We start from the raw sequence: 15,492 nt of genomic DNA, 5'->3' as shown, positions 1-15,492 counted from the left end.
ATCCCATATTCGGGTCATGGCCAAATCTCCCGATAAGAAAACGCCGCCGACGGCGAATGACGACCGCGCTTCGCCGAAGCGGCGCAGTCCGCTGACCGATTTCCTCGACGCCTCGGAGCCCTTGCACAGAGGCGGTTTCGCCGAGATGCCGCAGCCGGAGCTCTCGGGCACGCCGCTGACCAGTTCAATTGCGGATTGGGCCGAGCAGATCGAGGAGGAAGCCGAAAAGGAAGGACGTCGCCAGATCTCCCCCCTCGAGGGGGAGATGTCGCCGAAGACGACAGAGGGGGTCGTCACAGAAGGCACCGCCGGGACGTCGAACCCGGTCGAACCGACCCCACCCGGCGGCTCCGCCGCCACCCTCCCCTCGAGGGGGAGGGAAAGCGCCAAGTCGAAGAAGATACCCGAGCGCTCGAGCTCGCCGGGGCGCAGCGCGCGCGGCACCTCGATGGGTGGCGCGGCATCAGCCAGGGAGCGCACGGCAGCCGGCCTCAATCCGGTCGCCGGTCTCGACATTTCGTTGGAAGACGCCGAGACGATGGCCTCGGGCAGCGTCACCGCCACCGTCGCCGCGCTGTCGGCGCTGATCGAGTCCGGCAATCCGCTGCACAAGGACGGCGTGCTGTGGACGCCGCACCGCCCTGCCCGCCCGGAAAAGTCCGAAGGCGGCATCGCCATCAAGATGGTGTCGGATTTCGAGCCGGCCGGCGACCAGCCGACGGCGATCAAGGATCTGGTCGAAGGCGTCGCCAACAACGACCGCACCCAGGTGCTGCTCGGCGTCACCGGCTCCGGAAAAACGTTCACAATGGCCAAGGTGATCGAGGAGACGCAGCGCCCCGCCCTGATCCTGGCGCCGAACAAGACGCTGGCAGCCCAGCTTTATTCCGAGTTCAAGAAATTCTTCCCCGAAAACGCCGTCGAGTATTTCGTCTCCTATTACGACTATTACCAGCCGGAAGCCTACGTCCCGCGCACCGACACTTTCATCGAGAAGGAATCCTCGATCAACGAGCAGATTGACCGCATGCGCCATTCGGCGACGCGCTCGCTGCTCGAGCGCGACGACGTCATCATCGTCGCCTCGGTGTCCTGCATCTACGGTATCGGCTCGGTCGAAACCTACACGGCGATGACCTTTCAGATGCAGATCGGCGACCGGCTCGACCAGCGCGCTCTGCTCGCCGATCTCGTTGCCCAGCAGTACAAGCGACAGGATGTCAATTTCGTTCGCGGCTCGTTCCGCGTGCGCGGTGACACGATCGAGATCTTCCCGGCCCACTTGGAAGATCGTGCATGGCGCATTTCGATGTTCGGCGACGAGATCGAGCAGATCACCGAGTTCGACCCGCTGACCGGCCAGAAGACCGGCGAGCTGAAGAGCGTCAAGATCTACGCCAATTCGCACTATGTGACGCCACGCCCGACGCTGAACCAGGCGATCAAGTCGATCAAGGAAGAGCTCAAGCACAGGCTGGGGGAACTGGAGCGCGCCGGCCGCCTGCTGGAGGCGCAGCGGCTGGAACAGCGCTGCCGCTTCGACCTGGAGATGCTGGAGGCCACCGGCTCCTGCGCCGGCATCGAGAACTATTCGCGCTATCTCACCGGCCGCCAGCCGGGCGATCCGCCGCCGACGCTGTTCGAGTACATTCCCGACAATGCGCTGGTCTTCATCGACGAAAGCCACGTCACCGTGCCGCAGATCGGCGGCATGTATCGCGGCGACTTCCGACGCAAGGCGACGCTGGCCGAGTACGGTTTCCGCCTGCCGTCCTGCATGGACAACCGGCCCTTGCGCTTCGAGGAATGGGACGCCATGCGCCCGCTCTCCGTCGCCGTTTCGGCAACCCCGGGCGCTTGGGAGATGGAACAGGCCGGCGGTGTCTTCGCCGAACAGGTCATCCGCCCGACCGGGCTGATCGACCCGCCGGTCGAGGTGCGCCCGGCCAAGAGCCAAGTCGACGATGTCGTCGGCGAAATCCGTGACACCACCAAGGCTGGCTATCGCACGCTGGTGACGGTGCTGACCAAACGCATGGCCGAGGACCTGACCGAGTATCTGCACGAACAAGGCATCCGCGTCCGCTACATGCACTCCGACATCGACACGCTGGAACGCATCGAGATCCTGCGCGATTTGCGCCTCGGCGCCTTCGACGTGCTGGTCGGCATCAACCTTTTGCGCGAAGGCCTCGACATTCCCGAATGCGGCTTCGTCGCCATTCTCGATGCCGACAAGGAAGGTTTCCTGCGTTCCGAGACCTCGCTCATTCAGACCATCGGCCGCGCCGCCCGCAACGTCGACGGCAAGGTCATCCTCTATGCCGACCAGGTCACCGGCTCAATGGAACGGGCGATGGCCGAGACCAACCGCCGCCGCGAGAAGCAGATGGAGTGGAACGCCGCCAACGGCATCACTCCGGAATCGGTCAAGTCGCGCATCTCGGACATTCTGGACTCGGTCTATGAGAAGGATCACGTCCGCGCCGACATCTCGCAGTTCACCGACAGCGCTGGCGCCATGATGGGCAACAATCTGAAGGCCCATCTCGACGCGATGGAGAAGCAGATGCGCGACGCCGCAGCCAATCTCGACTTCGAGAAGGCGGCCCGCATCCGCGACGAGATCAAGCGGCTGCGTGAGATGGAACTGTCCATCTCCGATGACCCGCTGGCCAAATACGCCGACATGGAAAGCCCGGTCTCTGGCCGCGAAAAGGGCAAGCACAACAAGGGCGTAGCCAAGCATCGCACGGCCGAGGAACAGGAGCGTTTTCGCAGGCTCGACGAAGTGCGTGCCGCCGAAGAGGCGGCCAAGGCTGCCCGCCCCAACCTCTTCCGCAAGCCGGCGCTTGACGAGATGGGCGCCGATGGCGCCGTGCCGGCGAAGAAGCCGCTATTCGCCAAACCTTCGATTGACGACATGGGTCCAGGCACGGACATGCCGACCCCGGCCGGTGCGGTATCGCGCTCGCTATTCAAGAAACAGTCGGCCGAAGAGGCACATGGCAGCGATTTCGGCATTCCCGGCGAGCCGGTCAAACCGCTGTTCAAGAAGAACTCACTCGATGAGATGACCGTGCGGCGAACCGAGACGCCGATCGAGGGTGACAAGCCGGTCAAGCGTGAGCGCGCCGGCATCGGCTCGTATGAAGATCCTGGCGACGCCCGCCGGGAAAAGCGCCGGCCGGGGAAGACAGGCAGACCGGGACGGTAGGGCCTGGAGTCACACTGTCGACTGGCTGGGCCACGCCCCCAGCCTTGTCAGTTGCCAGTCGAAGCGATACGGGCCACGGCAGCTTCTCCGCTCCCAACCGCAAGAAACTCCCACGGCCGCCCGCAGAATGAAACCCAAGGACATCGCCGCCTATATCTTCCTGGCCATCACCTGGGGCTTGTCGTTCCTTATTCTGCTCAAGGTGGTGCACGCCTTCGGCTGGGTCGGCGCGGTCACCTTGCGCTCGCTGATCGCCGGCATCACGCTCCTGCTGCTTGCCGCCGCGACCCGGCGCCGGCTCGATTTCAGCGCCGGCTGGCGGCGCTTCGCCGTTGTCGGCGCGACGACGGTTGCCGCGCAGCTTATCGGCCTATCCTATGCCACCCCGCGCATCGGCACGGCGGTGGCGGCCATTCTTGTTGCCGCGATCCCACTGTTCTCGATGATCCTCGGCCAGCTGTGGGGGCTTGAGCGCATCACCATTCGCGGGCTGGCCGGACTGCTGCTCGGCGCCTTCGGCATCATCGTCCTGGTCGGTTTTCCCGCGGTGCCGATCACAGCATCCTTCGCTTTCGGCTGCGCCGCCTCGCTGTTCAGTTCCTTCTCGGCCGCTTTCGGCAGCAATTATGCAAACCGACATCTGCGCTCGACCGGCTCGTGGGAACTCACCAGTGCCGCCTTCCTGTTAGGCGGCCTGATGACGCTGCCACTGCTTCTCGCCGTACCGGTGCCGGCGATGCCGCGCGCCATCGACTTCCTCTATCTCGCCGTCCTCGCCTGCATGATGAGCGCGTTGACCTACATCGTCTATTTTCGGCTGGTTGCCAGTATCGGCGCGACCAGGACGATCAGCGTCGAATTCGCCGTGACCGTGATCGCGGTGCTGGTCGGCACCAGCATGCTTGGGGAGTCGCTGACCGTAATCCAGGGCTTCGGCGCTGTCGCGATCATCGGCGGCTGCATACTGGTGCTCGATCCGTTCCCGCGCCGGGTGAAAGCGGTAGCCTTGCCATCCGCCACGCCCTTGGTGTAGTCAGTCCGCACACTCGAACGTCTTGAAAGGAGGGCTGCGTGTTCGATTTTTCTCGTCACCATCGTCAGCGTGGCCCGATTTCTGCCCTGCGAGCTTGCTTGCAGGGCTGACCAGGGACGGTCCGGGTTTTCCCGCTTCGATTTTTTGGTCTGCCCTTCGTGGTGCCGCAACGCCGAACCTGATGGCCGGTGGGCGCACCGTCAAAGTGCATTGAGCCGCTAGAGCATGATCCCGAAAAGTGGGAACCGGTTTTCGGAAAAGATCATGCTCCGACAAAGAGGCGGCCAAGACCAGAGAAATCAAAATGGCCCTGATCAGCCTCAAATCCCTCGGCGTCACCATGAGTGCGCCGCTGTTCTCCAAGCTCGACCTCACCATCGGCGGCGGCGACCGGCTCGGCATCGTCGCAGCCAACGGCCGCGGCAAGTCGACCTTGCTCAAATGTCTGACCGGCGCGATGGAGCCGACCTCGGGCGACATCACCCGCACGCGCGGCCTGCGCGTCGGCCATGTCGAACAGTCCGTCGCTCCAGCCCTTCTCAGCCATACCTTCCATCAGGTGGTGGCCGACGCCCTGCAGCCGGAGCAGGCCGACAGCGAGGTGTGGCGTGTCGACGTGGTGCTCGATTCGCTAGACGTGCCGGAGCCGATGCGCGAACGGCCAATGCAGGCACTGAGCGGCGGCTGGCAGCGGCTGGCACTGATCGCCCGCGTCTGGGTCACCGATCCGGATGTGCTGCTGCTGGACGAGCCGACCAACCATCTCGACCTTGCCCGCATCAGCCAACTTGAGACCTGGCTGAACACGCTGCCGCGCGAGGTGCCCGTCGTCATCGCCAGCCACGACCGCGCCTTTCTCGACGCCACCACCAACCGGACGCTGTTCCTGCGCCCTGAACGGTCGCCGGTGTTTGCCTTGCCCTATTCACGCGCCAGGCAGGCGCTCGACGACGTCGACGCTCGACGGAGCGCAAGTTCCAGCGCGACATGAAGGTGGCGCAGCAATTGCGCCGGCAGGCGGCCAAGCTCAACAACATCGGCATCAATTCAGGTAGCGACCTGCTGACGGTCAAGACCAAGCAGCTCAACCAGCGCGCGGAAAGACTCGAAGAAGCGGCGAACCCGGCACATCGCGAAAAGTCGGCCGGTGCCATAAAACTCGCCAATCGCGGCACGCACGCCAAAGTGCTGATCACGCTTGACGACGTGGCTGTCGAAACGCCCGACGGCACGCTGCTGTTCAGGACTGGCAAGCGCCACATCTGCCAGGGCGACCGCATCGTCCTGCTCGGCCGCAATGGCGTCGGCAAGTCGCGCTTCGTCACCCTGATCCGCAACGCCATTGTCGAACCGGACACGGTGCGGAATGTGAAGGTGACGCCGTCGACGGTGCTCGGCTACAGCGATCAGGCGCTGTCCGGCATCAGCGGCGACGACACGCCGCTGGGGCTGGTCTCGCGCCGCTACGATGTCGGCGAGCAGCGCGCCCGCTCGTTGCTGGCCGGCGCCGGCGTGGTCATCGAGATGCAGGAGAAAAAGATCGGCGTGCTGTCCGGCGGCCAGAAGGCGCGGCTGATGATGCTGGCGCTCAGGCTCGCCAACCCCAACTTCTATCTGCTTGACGAGCCAACCAACCATCTCGACATCGACGGCCAGGAAGCGCTGGAAGCGGAGCTGCTGGCGCATCAGGCAAGCTGCCTGCTCGCCTCGCACGATCGCTCCTTCATCCGCGCCATCGGCAACCGCTTCTGGCTGATCGAGAAGCGGCGGCTGATAGAAGTCGAGGACCCGGAGGATTTCTTCCGCTCGGTGGCTGAGGCGGAAGGGTAACGATTTTGGCGGCGTGACGGTATCCATGCCTGTGAAATTTCGGCCGATCGACATCAGTTCAAAATTTCGTATCACGATATGAGACGTTTTCTTGACTTACGAAGCGTATCATGTGAAGGTACGCTGCTCGGATACGGCAGATGATACGCTCGTTCAAGGACAAGACCAGCGAGGCCGTTTCGAACGGCAAGGCTCCGAAGGGGTTCCCGTCGGACCTTGTCCGGTCAGCCAGCGAAAGCTGTTCATGATCGACAATGCCGCCGAACTATCGGACCTGAAGACGCCTCCCGGCAACCGGCTTGAGCCGCTGAAAGGCAACCGTGCCGGTCAGCATTCGATCCGCATCAACGATCAGTTTCGCATTTGCTTTCGCTGGGTGGATGGACAAGCCGAGGATGTCGAAATAACCGACTACCATTGAGGTTTTCAAATGCTGAACATCAACCCACCTATTCATCCGGGAGAAATCCTCCGCGAGGAATATCTCATGCCGCTTGGCCTGAAACCTTACACGCTGGCCAAGAAGCTGCATGTGCCGCGCACACGCATCGAGCGCCTCGCCAGCGAGACAACACCGGTGACGCCCGACACAGCGCTACGCCTTGCGAAATTCTTCGGAACCACGCCGCAGTTCTGGATGAACATGCAGGCGAGCTACGACCTGGCTATCGAGGGAGAGGCCAAGAAGGCCGATCTAGAAACGATCGAACGTTTGGAAACGGCTGCCTGAAGTAAACCGCGTTGGCAACACCTGCCTTGAGCCGACTACGGAGGCAGCTAAAAAAATCGACCGTCTGTCGGATGACCACCACGCGCCACGTCCTTGGAATGCCGACACGATGATGCCGGCTTCAACCGAGGACAAAGCATCATGTTCACCCTGTCATCCATAAGTCACGCCGCCACCCGCTACGCGCAGGCTCGCGCCCGCTATCGCAGCGAACGCGTCCTCCTTTCATTGCCGATCGAATTGCGCAAGGACATCGGCTGGCCGGAAATCGTGATCGACGCCCAAAATGCTCCTCATATCCGCAGAGAATCCTGACCGAAGCGACCGTCTAAAGCGGTGTCGCCTGCATCGACATGCGCATTCGAAAGCCTGGCCTATCCAGGGCCGGTCCGCCGAAAAAATTTGGCGGCCATGTAGCATTGCCGCCGCCTCATCCGTCCTATGGCTCGCAAGGCCAAACGCAAAAGGAGCAAGACATGACTGATCAGACCCCCGTTCAGCCCGCCGCTAAAGTGCTCGGCGGATTGACCCCTTATCTGCAACTTGACGGCGCCTTCAAGGCCGCTGAATTCTATAAGAAGGCCTTTGGCGCCGAGCAGGTGTTTGCTTATCCGCCGGACGAAAAAGGCCGCACGATGCACATCCATCTATACGTCAACGGTTCGACGTTGATGCTGGGCGATGCCTATCCTGAACACGGCCATCCGCACAAGGATGCGCAGGGCTACACGCTGCAGCTGCACCTCCAGGACGACACCATTGAAACCTGGTGGCAACGCGCGATCGATGCAGGCTGCGAGGAAGTGGTGCCGCTGCAGGTCATGTTCTGGGGCGACCGTTGGGGTCAGGTTAGGGACCCGTTCGGCGTGGCCTGGGCGATGAACGCACCGGTCAAGTAAGATTTAGCGAGCAGCAACGCCCTACCCCACGGGGTGATGCGCTCATCTGCGCCGGGCTGCCGGCCCGGCGCCCGATTCCAGCAACAGGAGACCAACAATGTCCTATGTCGATGGCTTCGTGCTTGCCGTGCCAAAGGCAAGACTCGACGACTACAAGAAGCTGGCCAACACCGCCGGCGTTGTCTGGAAGGAGCATGGCGCGCTCGCCTATGTCGAATGCGTCGGCGACGACGTGCCCTACGGCGAGGTCACGTCCTTCCCGCGTGCCGTGCAGGCGAAGGACGACGAGATCGTCGTCTTCTCCTGGGTCGTCTATGGATCGCGTAGGAGCCGCGACGAAATCATGGCCAAGGTGATGGCCGATCCGCGCATGAAGCCGGACTGGTCGACCATGCCGTTCGACGGCAATCGTATGATCTTCGGCGGCTTCGAAACGTTCATGGAGCTTTAAGTAAGTAGCTGGCGCCTGTCTGACTGATCGTAGGTGTTGGAGACTGGCCCGAGTGCCCATCGCTTCGTTATCCTATGGCGGAGCAAGGAGCGAGGCGACGCGGCGCAGACCATAGGATCCATGCGGTGACGTTAAAACGTTGAAAACGGTGAACAATTCTGCCCCGTTTGCATCCTTCGATCGAGGTCACGGAATGGATCCTCGGGTCTCTGCGACGCCGCTTCGCGGCTGCTCCGCCCGTGGGGCTTCGGATAAACTGTAGCCAGGCCGCTAATCCAGTTTATCCAGCAGCGGCTTCAGCCTGTCGCCATAGCGTTTCCACAGATCGACCGAGCCCTGGTACATCGGCTGGCGCACCTGTGCGGCGGAAGCCGTGCGCACCGGCCGGTCGGTCTTGTGGAAGGATAGCGCCGCATCGTCCCAAGGCAGGCCGAGATGGGCGATCAGCGCCCGCGTCTGGCCTTCCTGGTCGGCGACGAAATCCTCGTAGCGCACATCATGCACGACGCCTGGCAGCACCGTGTGCCAATGCGCCATGATGTCGGTGTACAGATTGTGGAAATCGGCCAGTTCGCCGAGATCGTAGCCATAGCGGTGACTGTCGCTGCGGAAATGCACCTTGTAGATCGACAGGCAGGTGGCCGCCGCATCGCGCGCGCAATGGACGATTTTGGCCTTCGGCAGCATCAGATGCAGGAACCCGATCAGCAGGAAATTGCCCGGCATCTTGTCGGTGACATGCTTGAAGCCGGGATAGCGGGCGTGCAGCATGTCGAGATAGGCCTCGCCGGCCTCGGCGAAAGCCTTGTCGGGCATGTCGGCAATCCCTGCCGGGAAGCCGCCCTTCATGGTCAGGGGAAACTGCTTGCCGACCGCCGTCTTCAGGATGCTGAGCTCGCCGGCACCGTGGACATGGGGATGGCTGGCGATGATCTGCTCGACCAGCGTCGTGCCCGAGCGCGGCATGCCGACGACGAAGATCGGCGTGTCGTCCTCGATCGTGCTCGGCTTGTGCTTCTCGAAGAAGCCGGCGGTGAAGGTTGCCTTCATCGCCTCGAATTCGGCTCGCGTCTTGGCCGCATCGTAGTCGATGCCCTTGCGGCGGATCGCATTGCCTTCGGCGAAATAGTCGAAGGCTCGGCCATAATCCTTCAGATCGTCATTGGCCTTGCCGAGACCGAAGGACAACTGCATGCGCGCCAGGCTGTCCTGCGGCGCCTTGGCATGCTGAGCTTCCATACTGGTCAATTCGCTATCACGTTCTTTCTGGCGCTTGACCTGCGTCAACATCAGCCAGGCTCTCGCCATGCCGGGGTCGACCGCCAGCGCCTGCCGGAACAGCTCGGCTGCTTCATCGAGCTTGCCCTTTTCCATCAGCCCGACGCCGAGCCCATGCAGCAGGTCGCCATCCTTGGGCCGGATCGCCAGCGCTTCGCGGAAGACGGCAAGCGCCTCGTCCAGGCGTCCCGCTTCCTGCAGCGTTTCGGCAAGACCGATGCGCGCGCGGACATGGAAGGGGTTGCGCCCGACCGTGCCGCGATAGATCTCTTCGGCGCCCTCGAACTGGCCGAGCTGCTTCAGTGATGAACCGAGATTGTCGCGCGCCGCCAGTTGATCGGGCCGCAGCGCCACCGCCTTGCGGAAGCAGTCGACGGCAGCGGCGACCCGGCCGAGGTCGCGCAGCACCGTGCCTAGATTGTTTTGAAAATCCGGATTGCCGGGCTGCAAGCGCACCGACTGTTCGATCAGGTCCAGCCCTTCGGCGCTGCGCCCGGTCTGGTGCAGCAGCAGCCCCAGGAAATGCGCCGCGGCGGCGTGATTGGCCTTCTGCGCCAGCACCTGCCGGTAGATCGCTTCGGCCTCTTGCCGACGCCCGGCCTGATGCAGCTGCAGCGCCTGCTGGACACGCTGGTCGAGCCCCAACGGCGGCTGTCCTCCAGCGCCAGATCTGGCTCCCGCGCCCGCCGCTCGTCTCTGATCTCTGTTGATGGGAACCTGCCGTGTTTTGTACGCCTGTGGCGATCTAGGCCATCGGCGCGGCAGGTTCAAGGCTTCGCTTGGTGTCTCGCTCGTTGCAACGGCGTGGAAGGGATCAAATTAGCCGGTTGGTCTCGGCGACCTGCCTGGCACGCCGAACTGTTCCATCGGTGTCGGCGATCCTTCGCCTCGCAGCCTCGTCGCTCCTGATGGTCAGTCGTGCCGNCGCCGAACTGTTCCATCGGTGTCGGCGATCCTTCGCCTCGCAGCCTCGTCGCTCCTGATGGTCAGTCGTGCCGACTTGACGATCATCGGCTTGCCGGCCGGGTCAGCGGCGATGGTGTGCATGACGGCTGGCTTGATGATCGGGTTGATCGCTACGGTCATGCCTCTCGGGGTTCTGACGGAAATCATGGTTTTCATCCTTCCAGAAATAAATAAAATGCAAGTTCCTGGACAATCGGCCCAGCGTGACTTTAAGCAATTTTTGAAAGTCGCCGACCCATATCAGACTTTTTCAAATAGTTACAGCGATCTATTTTTTTGCCATCGTCAGTGTTTTTCATAAATCTTCTTGAATAACGGGCCCTATCGGCCTATGTTACGATATCGCTTTGGGCCAGAATTGGCATCTCGCGGCGTCGGAGGTTCTCGACCCGCCATTCTTATTCCAATCATCGATATCGGGCGCGCGGTCCGTTTTGCTCCGCGGCCATGTCTCATTCTTTCGAAAGATCCATATGAACACCGGAACCGTAAAGTTCTACAATGGCCAGAAGGGCTTTGGCTTCATTCAGCCGACCGAAGGCGGGAAGGACGTTTTCGTCCATGTCAGCGCGCTGGAGCGCGCCGGCTTCCCCGGCCTCGCCGAAGGCCAGAAGCTGCGGTTCGAGTTGGAGCGCGACACCAAGGGCCGCGAGTCGGCCGCCAATTTGCAATTGATCTGATCCGGCCGAATTCGATGAACGCTGACCACGGATGTACTGGCAGCTCTCGAAAGCGGCTTATTTCCAGCGACTGCCGGAAATAGGAAAGCGGGGTTCGTCCCCGCTTTTTTGCTTTCAGGACCGCTGCTTTGCATAGGTAAGACAATGCCGGACCGCACCACCCACTCCATCGCGCATTTCGCGACGCCCTTCGTGCTCGGCGGGCTGGAAGGGATACTGCCGGCCGGCGACTACGACATCGATCACGACGAAGAGTTGATCGAGGGCATGTCACGACTTGCCTGGCGCCGCGTCGCCACTTTCATCCATCTGCCGGCAAGGGCAGTGAAAAACCCGCCCACCCGCCAGCTTGTCGCCATCGATTACCTCGAACTCGAAACAGCGCTGAAGCGCGACAGGGAGAATGCAGCATGATCCGTTTCCAGCAGAATGCGCGCCCGCGCACCGACACGCCCGCGCACCAGTTTGCGATCGGTCAGACAGTGCGCATGAAGAGCCGTATCGGCCTCGTCCAGAAGACCGCCGAACTGTTCCAGATCAAGAGCAGGCTGCCGGTCAAGGACGGCTCGCCGCAATACCGCATCCGCAGCGAGCAGGAGACCCATGAGCGGGTCACCACCGAAGACAATCTCGAACCGGCCGACAACCCGGTCGTTGCCAACGACCCGGTTGCTGCTAACAACCCGATTGTCTGAGACCCCAGCAAAGCCAAGTCAGCACGCAACAGGAGCACGATATGTCCAAGGGTCAACAGCGAAGCAACCGCGAAACGCGCAAGCCGAAGAAGAACAAGGTCGTGGCCAAGCCCGCCTCCCCGTTCGGCTCGTCGGTCAAGCAGGCCGAGAGCAGCCTGAAGCCGAAGTCGAAGGGCTGACAAACCGGAGGGCGCGCCTCGTGCGCCCTCTCTGTCGCCCTATGTGAGGCGACGGACTGACATAGCAGGCCTGCGCAACATCTGCCCACTACGGAGGCGCGCTTGAACTTAGTCATCGAGTTCTACCGGTCGCGCGACGCCGACGAAGCCACGCTCGACAAGGTGTCGCTGGAAGCGCCGAACCTGCGCGCCGCCCTGCAGGGTGCCGCCGCGCTGTTCCACACGCTGGCCATGCCGCAAATCCCCGATCGCCTGCGCATTTCCGACGACAATGGCAGCGAGCTTTACGCCGGCCCGGCTGATGGAGCCTATCCGACGGGAATTTGACCGAACGCCTCGGTTTTTCATTCTCCCCTTGGGGGGCCCGAAGGGCCGGCGAGGCTCCCGCCCCGCCCAAGCGGTGAATTGGCGCGCGGCACCGAAACGGTTGAGGCCGGCCCAACTCATAGGACCGAGCTTCGCTCGGCCACTTTCTCCAACAAAAAGGTGAGAAGGCAAGGCACGCCTTGCCTTCTCAGCACGGCCCGTCGTCAACGACGCGATAGTCCGCAGCCCGAGCCTCGCAAGCGTTGGGGAAGGTACGCATCTCGCCGTGCCGGCGAGCGCACACCGGCGCATATTCGCGGGTGCAGAACGTCTGTTCTTCGCCGGCGCCGCCGTCGCCTCCGTCGCGACACGGACCGTCGCGGACGATGCGATAGCCGGCCCGGTCGGCAAGGCAGGCGTTGGCGAAGGTCTGGCGGTCGCCGCCGCGGCGGGCGCAGACCGGCTCGTACTGCCGGCTGCAATATTGCGGTTCGGGACGTGGCGGACGCGGCCCCGGTCCGTCATCGACGACGACGGTGCAAGCGGCAAGAATTGTCGACAGCAACAGGATGGCAAAACCCTGTCGCGAAAAGATTGCCGCCAGAAATGGCATGTTGATCTCCCACGATCGCGTCCCCGGTTGCCGATCCTCGCCATTACCTTGCCAAATGCAACCCCTGTTTGCAGTCCCCTCAGACGGAAACGGCGTCTCGACCATGGCCGGCGTCGGCTTGCCCAGCCACCTCGACAACTGGCCTATTCGTGCCCCGGCTCTGGCCGATGACCCAACCGGCAAGCCAGCCTATGCCGAGCCGATCGATGTTCAGGTCAGTCGATCCATGCGTCGGGATGCGCCAATGCGGCGGCCCGCGGCGCTATCTTGCAACCATCACGTTTCCGTGCGATAAATTCCGTGTTCGGGCATTTGCGACCCGGAGAGCGGAACGTTTTGGACGACCTTTCCCCGATACTGTGAATCTCTGACGGCCCCGTTTTCGGCGGGGGGTTTGACCATGCGCCAATGCATGACTGCCGAAGCAACCACCGGGAACTGCCCTTTGCGCCAGGCGGCGGGCAGGACCACCAAAGACTGAACGGGTGAAGGAGTTTCCCCAATGGCCCAGACCGGCACCGTTAAATTCTTCAACGCGACCAAAGGCTTCGGTTTCATCACGCCCGACGGCGGCGCCAAGGATGTGTTCGTCCATATTTCCGCGATCGAGGCCTCGGGCCTGCGCACGCTCGTCGACGGCCAGAAGGTCACCTTCGACGTCGAGCCGGACCGCATGGGCAAGGGACCCAAGGCCGTCAACCTCCGCGCTGCCTGAGCCATTCGGGCGTCTCTCGGACGCGCGACGGAAGCTCCAACGCCTGAACCTGGCTTGGAGAGGGATCTGGATTTTTGAAAGGCGCGGCGATCTTCGTCGCGCCTTTTTCGTGCCGAAGGTGCAGACCAATGCTTGTCGCCCAAAAATGGCTGGTTCGGGGGACCGATATGCATGAAAGCAAGGACCTGAGGCGCGCCGCGACGCCCTTTGGCCGCCTGCAAAACTTTCTCTTGCCGATGACGCTAAAATAAAGGACAAATTTCCATTCGGGCATTTGCCGGCCCGAGACTGGAATTTATGGGACAAAGGAGCTTCCCATGCCGCAGACCGGCACCGTGAAATTCTTCAACCATGCCAAAGGCTTCGGCTTCATCACGCCCGACGATGGCGCGAAGGATGTTTTCGTCCATATTTCAGCCGTGCAGGCGTCAGGTCTTCCCGGTCTCGAGGATGGGCAGAAAGTGACATTCGACACCGAGCCGGACAAGCGTGGCAAGGGTCCGAAGGCCGTCAACCTGTCGGTCGGCTGAGCCGCCTCAGACCGTCGACGGCAAGCAGTTTCGCCCCGTTGAGAGCGTGTGACCATTTACGCCTTTTTTGAATTAACACATCGAAATCCGTTCAGCCCCTGTTCAGCCACGGTCGCATATTAGTCTTTGGTAAAGCCGGACCGCATCCCCCGAAACTGCACGGGCCGGTACGAAGGAGACCAAGATGAACCGAGTTTTCAAGATCGCCGCCCTGTCCGCAGCCGTGGTCGCCACCACGCTCGTGACCTTGCCCGCGGCTAATGCAGGTGACTGGCGCCACCATCATGGCCATCACGGCAACGGCGATGCCATTGCCGCCGGCGTCCTCGGCCTCGCGGCGGGCGCCCTGATCGGTGGCGCGTTGGCCAACGACCAGCCCCCGCCCTACGCTGACCGCTACTACGACGACAGTTACTACGATCGTGACGTAGTGGTGCGCCCGGCCCCGGTCCGCCGCTACTATGCGGAGCCGAGGGTCGTTTACAATGAAGGCTACGCCGAGCCGTGGACCCGCGGTTGGTACGAGTATTGCTCGGACCGCTACCGCACGTTCAACGCCCGCACCGGCACGTTCACCGGCAGTGACGGCGAACAGCATTTCTGCACGGCAAATTAAACTATAGGGCTTCCCTGCCCCCAAACAAAAAGCGCCGGCCGCGAGGTTGGCGCTTTTTGCTTTTCAGGATCGCGCTCAATATCGCTCCACCTTAAACCAGAAAGGGATTGGTGCGCCGCTCCTCGCCGAAGCGTCCGCCAGGACCGTGGCCGCAGATGAAGCCGATGTCGTCGCCGAGAGGCAGCAGCTTGTCCTTGATCGACGCGATGAGCGCCGCGTGGTCGCCGCCCGGCAGGTCGGTGCGGCCGACAGAACCGCGAAACAGCACGTCGCCGACATGGGCGAATTTGGCCGCGCGGTTGTAGTAAACGACATGGCCAGGCGCGTGGCCGGGGCAGTGCAACACCTCGAAAACATGGCCGCCGAACGAGACGGTCTCGCCTTCGGCCAGGAACCGGTCGGGCACGCAGTTGCGCGCACCGGCAATGCCGTAGCGCCTGCCCTGGTTTTCCAGATTGTCGAGCAGCGGCTTGTCGGCCTCATGCGGTCCGACGATCTCGATGCCGAGCGCTTCCTTCAACTCCATGGCGCCGCCGGCATGGTCGATATGGCCGTGCGTTATCCAGATCGCACCGGCTGATATCGCATGGTCCTTCAGCGCCGCCAGCACCTTGTCGATGTCACCGCCTGGATCGACGACGACACCGTGCTTGTCGTCCATGTCGAACAGGATGGTGCAATTCTGCTGGAACGGTGTGACCGGCACGATGCCGGCATTGAGCTGACCCATGATCGTCCTTTCGCTATGCCAGCC

Annotated in this window: 18 protein-coding genes and 2 pseudogenes; 16 read left to right on the top strand and 4 right to left on the bottom strand. The window is 62.4% G+C overall.

What is annotated here, in order from left to right; genetic code table 11:
• The first annotated feature begins 16 nt into the window (after positions 1–16).
• The 8 genes and pseudogenes from uvrB to X744_RS147885 all read left to right on the top strand — a co-directional run bounded on the left by uvrB (position 17) and on the right by X744_RS147885 (position 8,160).
• Complete coding sequence (gene uvrB / locus X744_RS0137770) at positions 17–3,217, top strand: excinuclease ABC subunit UvrB (RefSeq protein ID WP_023761240.1); 3,201 nt, start codon at positions 17–19, stop codon at positions 3,215–3,217.
• A gap of 127 nt (positions 3,218–3,344) precedes the next feature.
• Positions 3,345–4,250: a DMT family transporter gene (locus X744_RS147870; RefSeq protein ID WP_023761239.1), complete on the top strand. Its 906-nt coding sequence runs from the start codon at positions 3,345–3,347 to the stop codon at positions 4,248–4,250.
• Positions 4,251–4,554: 304 nt separating this feature from the next.
• A pseudogene (locus tag X744_RS01000000170085) lies at positions 4,555–6,080 on the top strand (ABC-F family ATP-binding cassette domain-containing protein).
• 140 nt (positions 6,081–6,220) lie between these two features.
• A pseudogene (locus tag X744_RS01000000170080) lies at positions 6,221–6,501 on the top strand (type II toxin-antitoxin system RelE/ParE family toxin).
• A gap of 9 nt (positions 6,502–6,510) precedes the next feature.
• Complete coding sequence (locus tag X744_RS147875; protein ID WP_023761235.1) at positions 6,511–6,810, top strand: HigA family addiction module antitoxin; 300 nt, start codon at positions 6,511–6,513, stop codon at positions 6,808–6,810.
• Positions 6,811–6,951: 141 nt separating this feature from the next.
• On the top strand, positions 6,952–7,125 hold the full coding sequence (locus X744_RS1000000174580) for a hypothetical protein (protein WP_084025581.1): 174 nt from the start codon (positions 6,952–6,954) through the stop codon (positions 7,123–7,125).
• A gap of 161 nt (positions 7,126–7,286) precedes the next feature.
• Positions 7,287–7,709 (top strand): glyoxalase/bleomycin resistance/extradiol dioxygenase family protein, encoded by a 423-nt coding sequence (locus X744_RS147880; RefSeq protein WP_031260733.1) that lies wholly within the window; start codon positions 7,287–7,289, stop codon positions 7,707–7,709.
• A 97-nt stretch (positions 7,710–7,806) separates the two neighbouring features.
• Positions 7,807–8,160, top strand: a complete 354-nt coding sequence (locus X744_RS147885; protein ID WP_023761232.1) for a DUF1428 family protein — start codon at positions 7,807–7,809, stop codon at positions 8,158–8,160.
• A gap of 270 nt (positions 8,161–8,430) precedes the next feature.
• Here the strand turns inward: X744_RS147885 and X744_RS147890 are convergent, their stop codons facing one another.
• Both X744_RS147890 and X744_RS147895 read right to left on the bottom strand, forming a co-directional pair.
• Positions 8,431–10,083, bottom strand: coding sequence for a sulfotransferase (locus X744_RS147890; protein ID WP_023761231.1), 1,653 nt, complete (start codon positions 10,081–10,083; stop codon positions 8,431–8,433).
• A 267-nt stretch (positions 10,084–10,350) separates the two neighbouring features.
• The gene (locus tag X744_RS147895) at positions 10,351–10,551 is read right to left on the bottom strand and encodes a hypothetical protein (protein ID WP_031260731.1); all 201 of its coding nucleotides are present in this window, start codon (positions 10,549–10,551) and stop codon (positions 10,351–10,353) included.
• A gap of 326 nt (positions 10,552–10,877) precedes the next feature.
• On the opposite strand from X744_RS147895, the gene X744_RS0137750 reads away from it, so the two are divergent.
• From X744_RS0137750 to X744_RS147910, 5 genes are all read left to right on the top strand, one after another.
• Positions 10,878–11,084, top strand: coding sequence for a cold-shock protein (locus X744_RS0137750; protein WP_031260730.1), 207 nt, complete (start codon positions 10,878–10,880; stop codon positions 11,082–11,084).
• Between the two features lie 144 nt (positions 11,085–11,228).
• The gene (locus X744_RS147900; RefSeq protein WP_023761228.1) at positions 11,229–11,498 is read left to right on the top strand and encodes a hypothetical protein; all 270 of its coding nucleotides are present in this window, start codon (positions 11,229–11,231) and stop codon (positions 11,496–11,498) included.
• On the top strand, positions 11,495–11,779 hold the full coding sequence (locus X744_RS147905; protein ID WP_023761227.1) for a hypothetical protein: 285 nt from the start codon (positions 11,495–11,497) through the stop codon (positions 11,777–11,779). Before X744_RS147900 ends, X744_RS147905 begins: the two co-directional genes overlap by 4 nt.
• A gap of 41 nt (positions 11,780–11,820) precedes the next feature.
• Entirely contained in the window at positions 11,821–11,958 is a 138-nt protein-coding gene (locus tag X744_RS1000000174575; RefSeq protein WP_023761226.1) for a hypothetical protein, read from the top strand.
• 102 nt (positions 11,959–12,060) lie between these two features.
• Entirely contained in the window at positions 12,061–12,285 is a 225-nt protein-coding gene (locus X744_RS147910; protein WP_023761225.1) for a hypothetical protein, read from the top strand.
• 187 nt (positions 12,286–12,472) lie between these two features.
• Here the strand turns inward: X744_RS147910 and X744_RS147915 are convergent, their stop codons facing one another.
• Positions 12,473–12,877, bottom strand: coding sequence for a Kazal-type serine protease inhibitor (locus X744_RS147915; protein WP_023761224.1), 405 nt, complete (start codon positions 12,875–12,877; stop codon positions 12,473–12,475).
• Positions 12,878–13,379: 502 nt separating this feature from the next.
• Here X744_RS147915 and X744_RS147920 point away from each other — a divergent pair.
• The 3 genes from X744_RS147920 (at position 13,380) to X744_RS147930 (ending at position 14,738) form a co-directional block, all read left to right on the top strand.
• Positions 13,380–13,592, top strand: a complete 213-nt coding sequence (locus X744_RS147920) for a cold-shock protein (protein ID WP_006202520.1) — start codon at positions 13,380–13,382, stop codon at positions 13,590–13,592.
• Between the two features lie 317 nt (positions 13,593–13,909).
• Positions 13,910–14,122 carry a cold-shock protein gene (locus tag X744_RS147925; RefSeq protein ID WP_008877668.1) on the top strand — a complete coding sequence of 71 codons (213 nt, stop codon included), beginning with the start codon at positions 13,910–13,912 and terminating at the stop codon, positions 14,120–14,122.
• Between the two features lie 184 nt (positions 14,123–14,306).
• Positions 14,307–14,738: a BA14K family protein gene (locus X744_RS147930; RefSeq protein ID WP_023761222.1), complete on the top strand. Its 432-nt coding sequence runs from the start codon at positions 14,307–14,309 to the stop codon at positions 14,736–14,738.
• A 91-nt stretch (positions 14,739–14,829) separates the two neighbouring features.
• Here X744_RS147930 and X744_RS147935 read toward each other — a convergent pair whose 3' ends face one another.
• Positions 14,830–15,468, bottom strand: a complete 639-nt coding sequence (locus tag X744_RS147935) for an MBL fold metallo-hydrolase (RefSeq protein ID WP_023761221.1) — start codon at positions 15,466–15,468, stop codon at positions 14,830–14,832.
• Positions 15,469–15,492 lie beyond the last annotated feature (24 nt).

Source organism: Mesorhizobium sp. LNHC252B00, assembly GCF_000502955.1.
GTDB lineage: Bacteria > Pseudomonadota > Alphaproteobacteria > Rhizobiales > Rhizobiaceae > Mesorhizobium.
The sequence above is the reverse complement of the archived record's forward strand: the minus strand, read 5'-3'. Positions and strand labels throughout refer to the sequence as shown.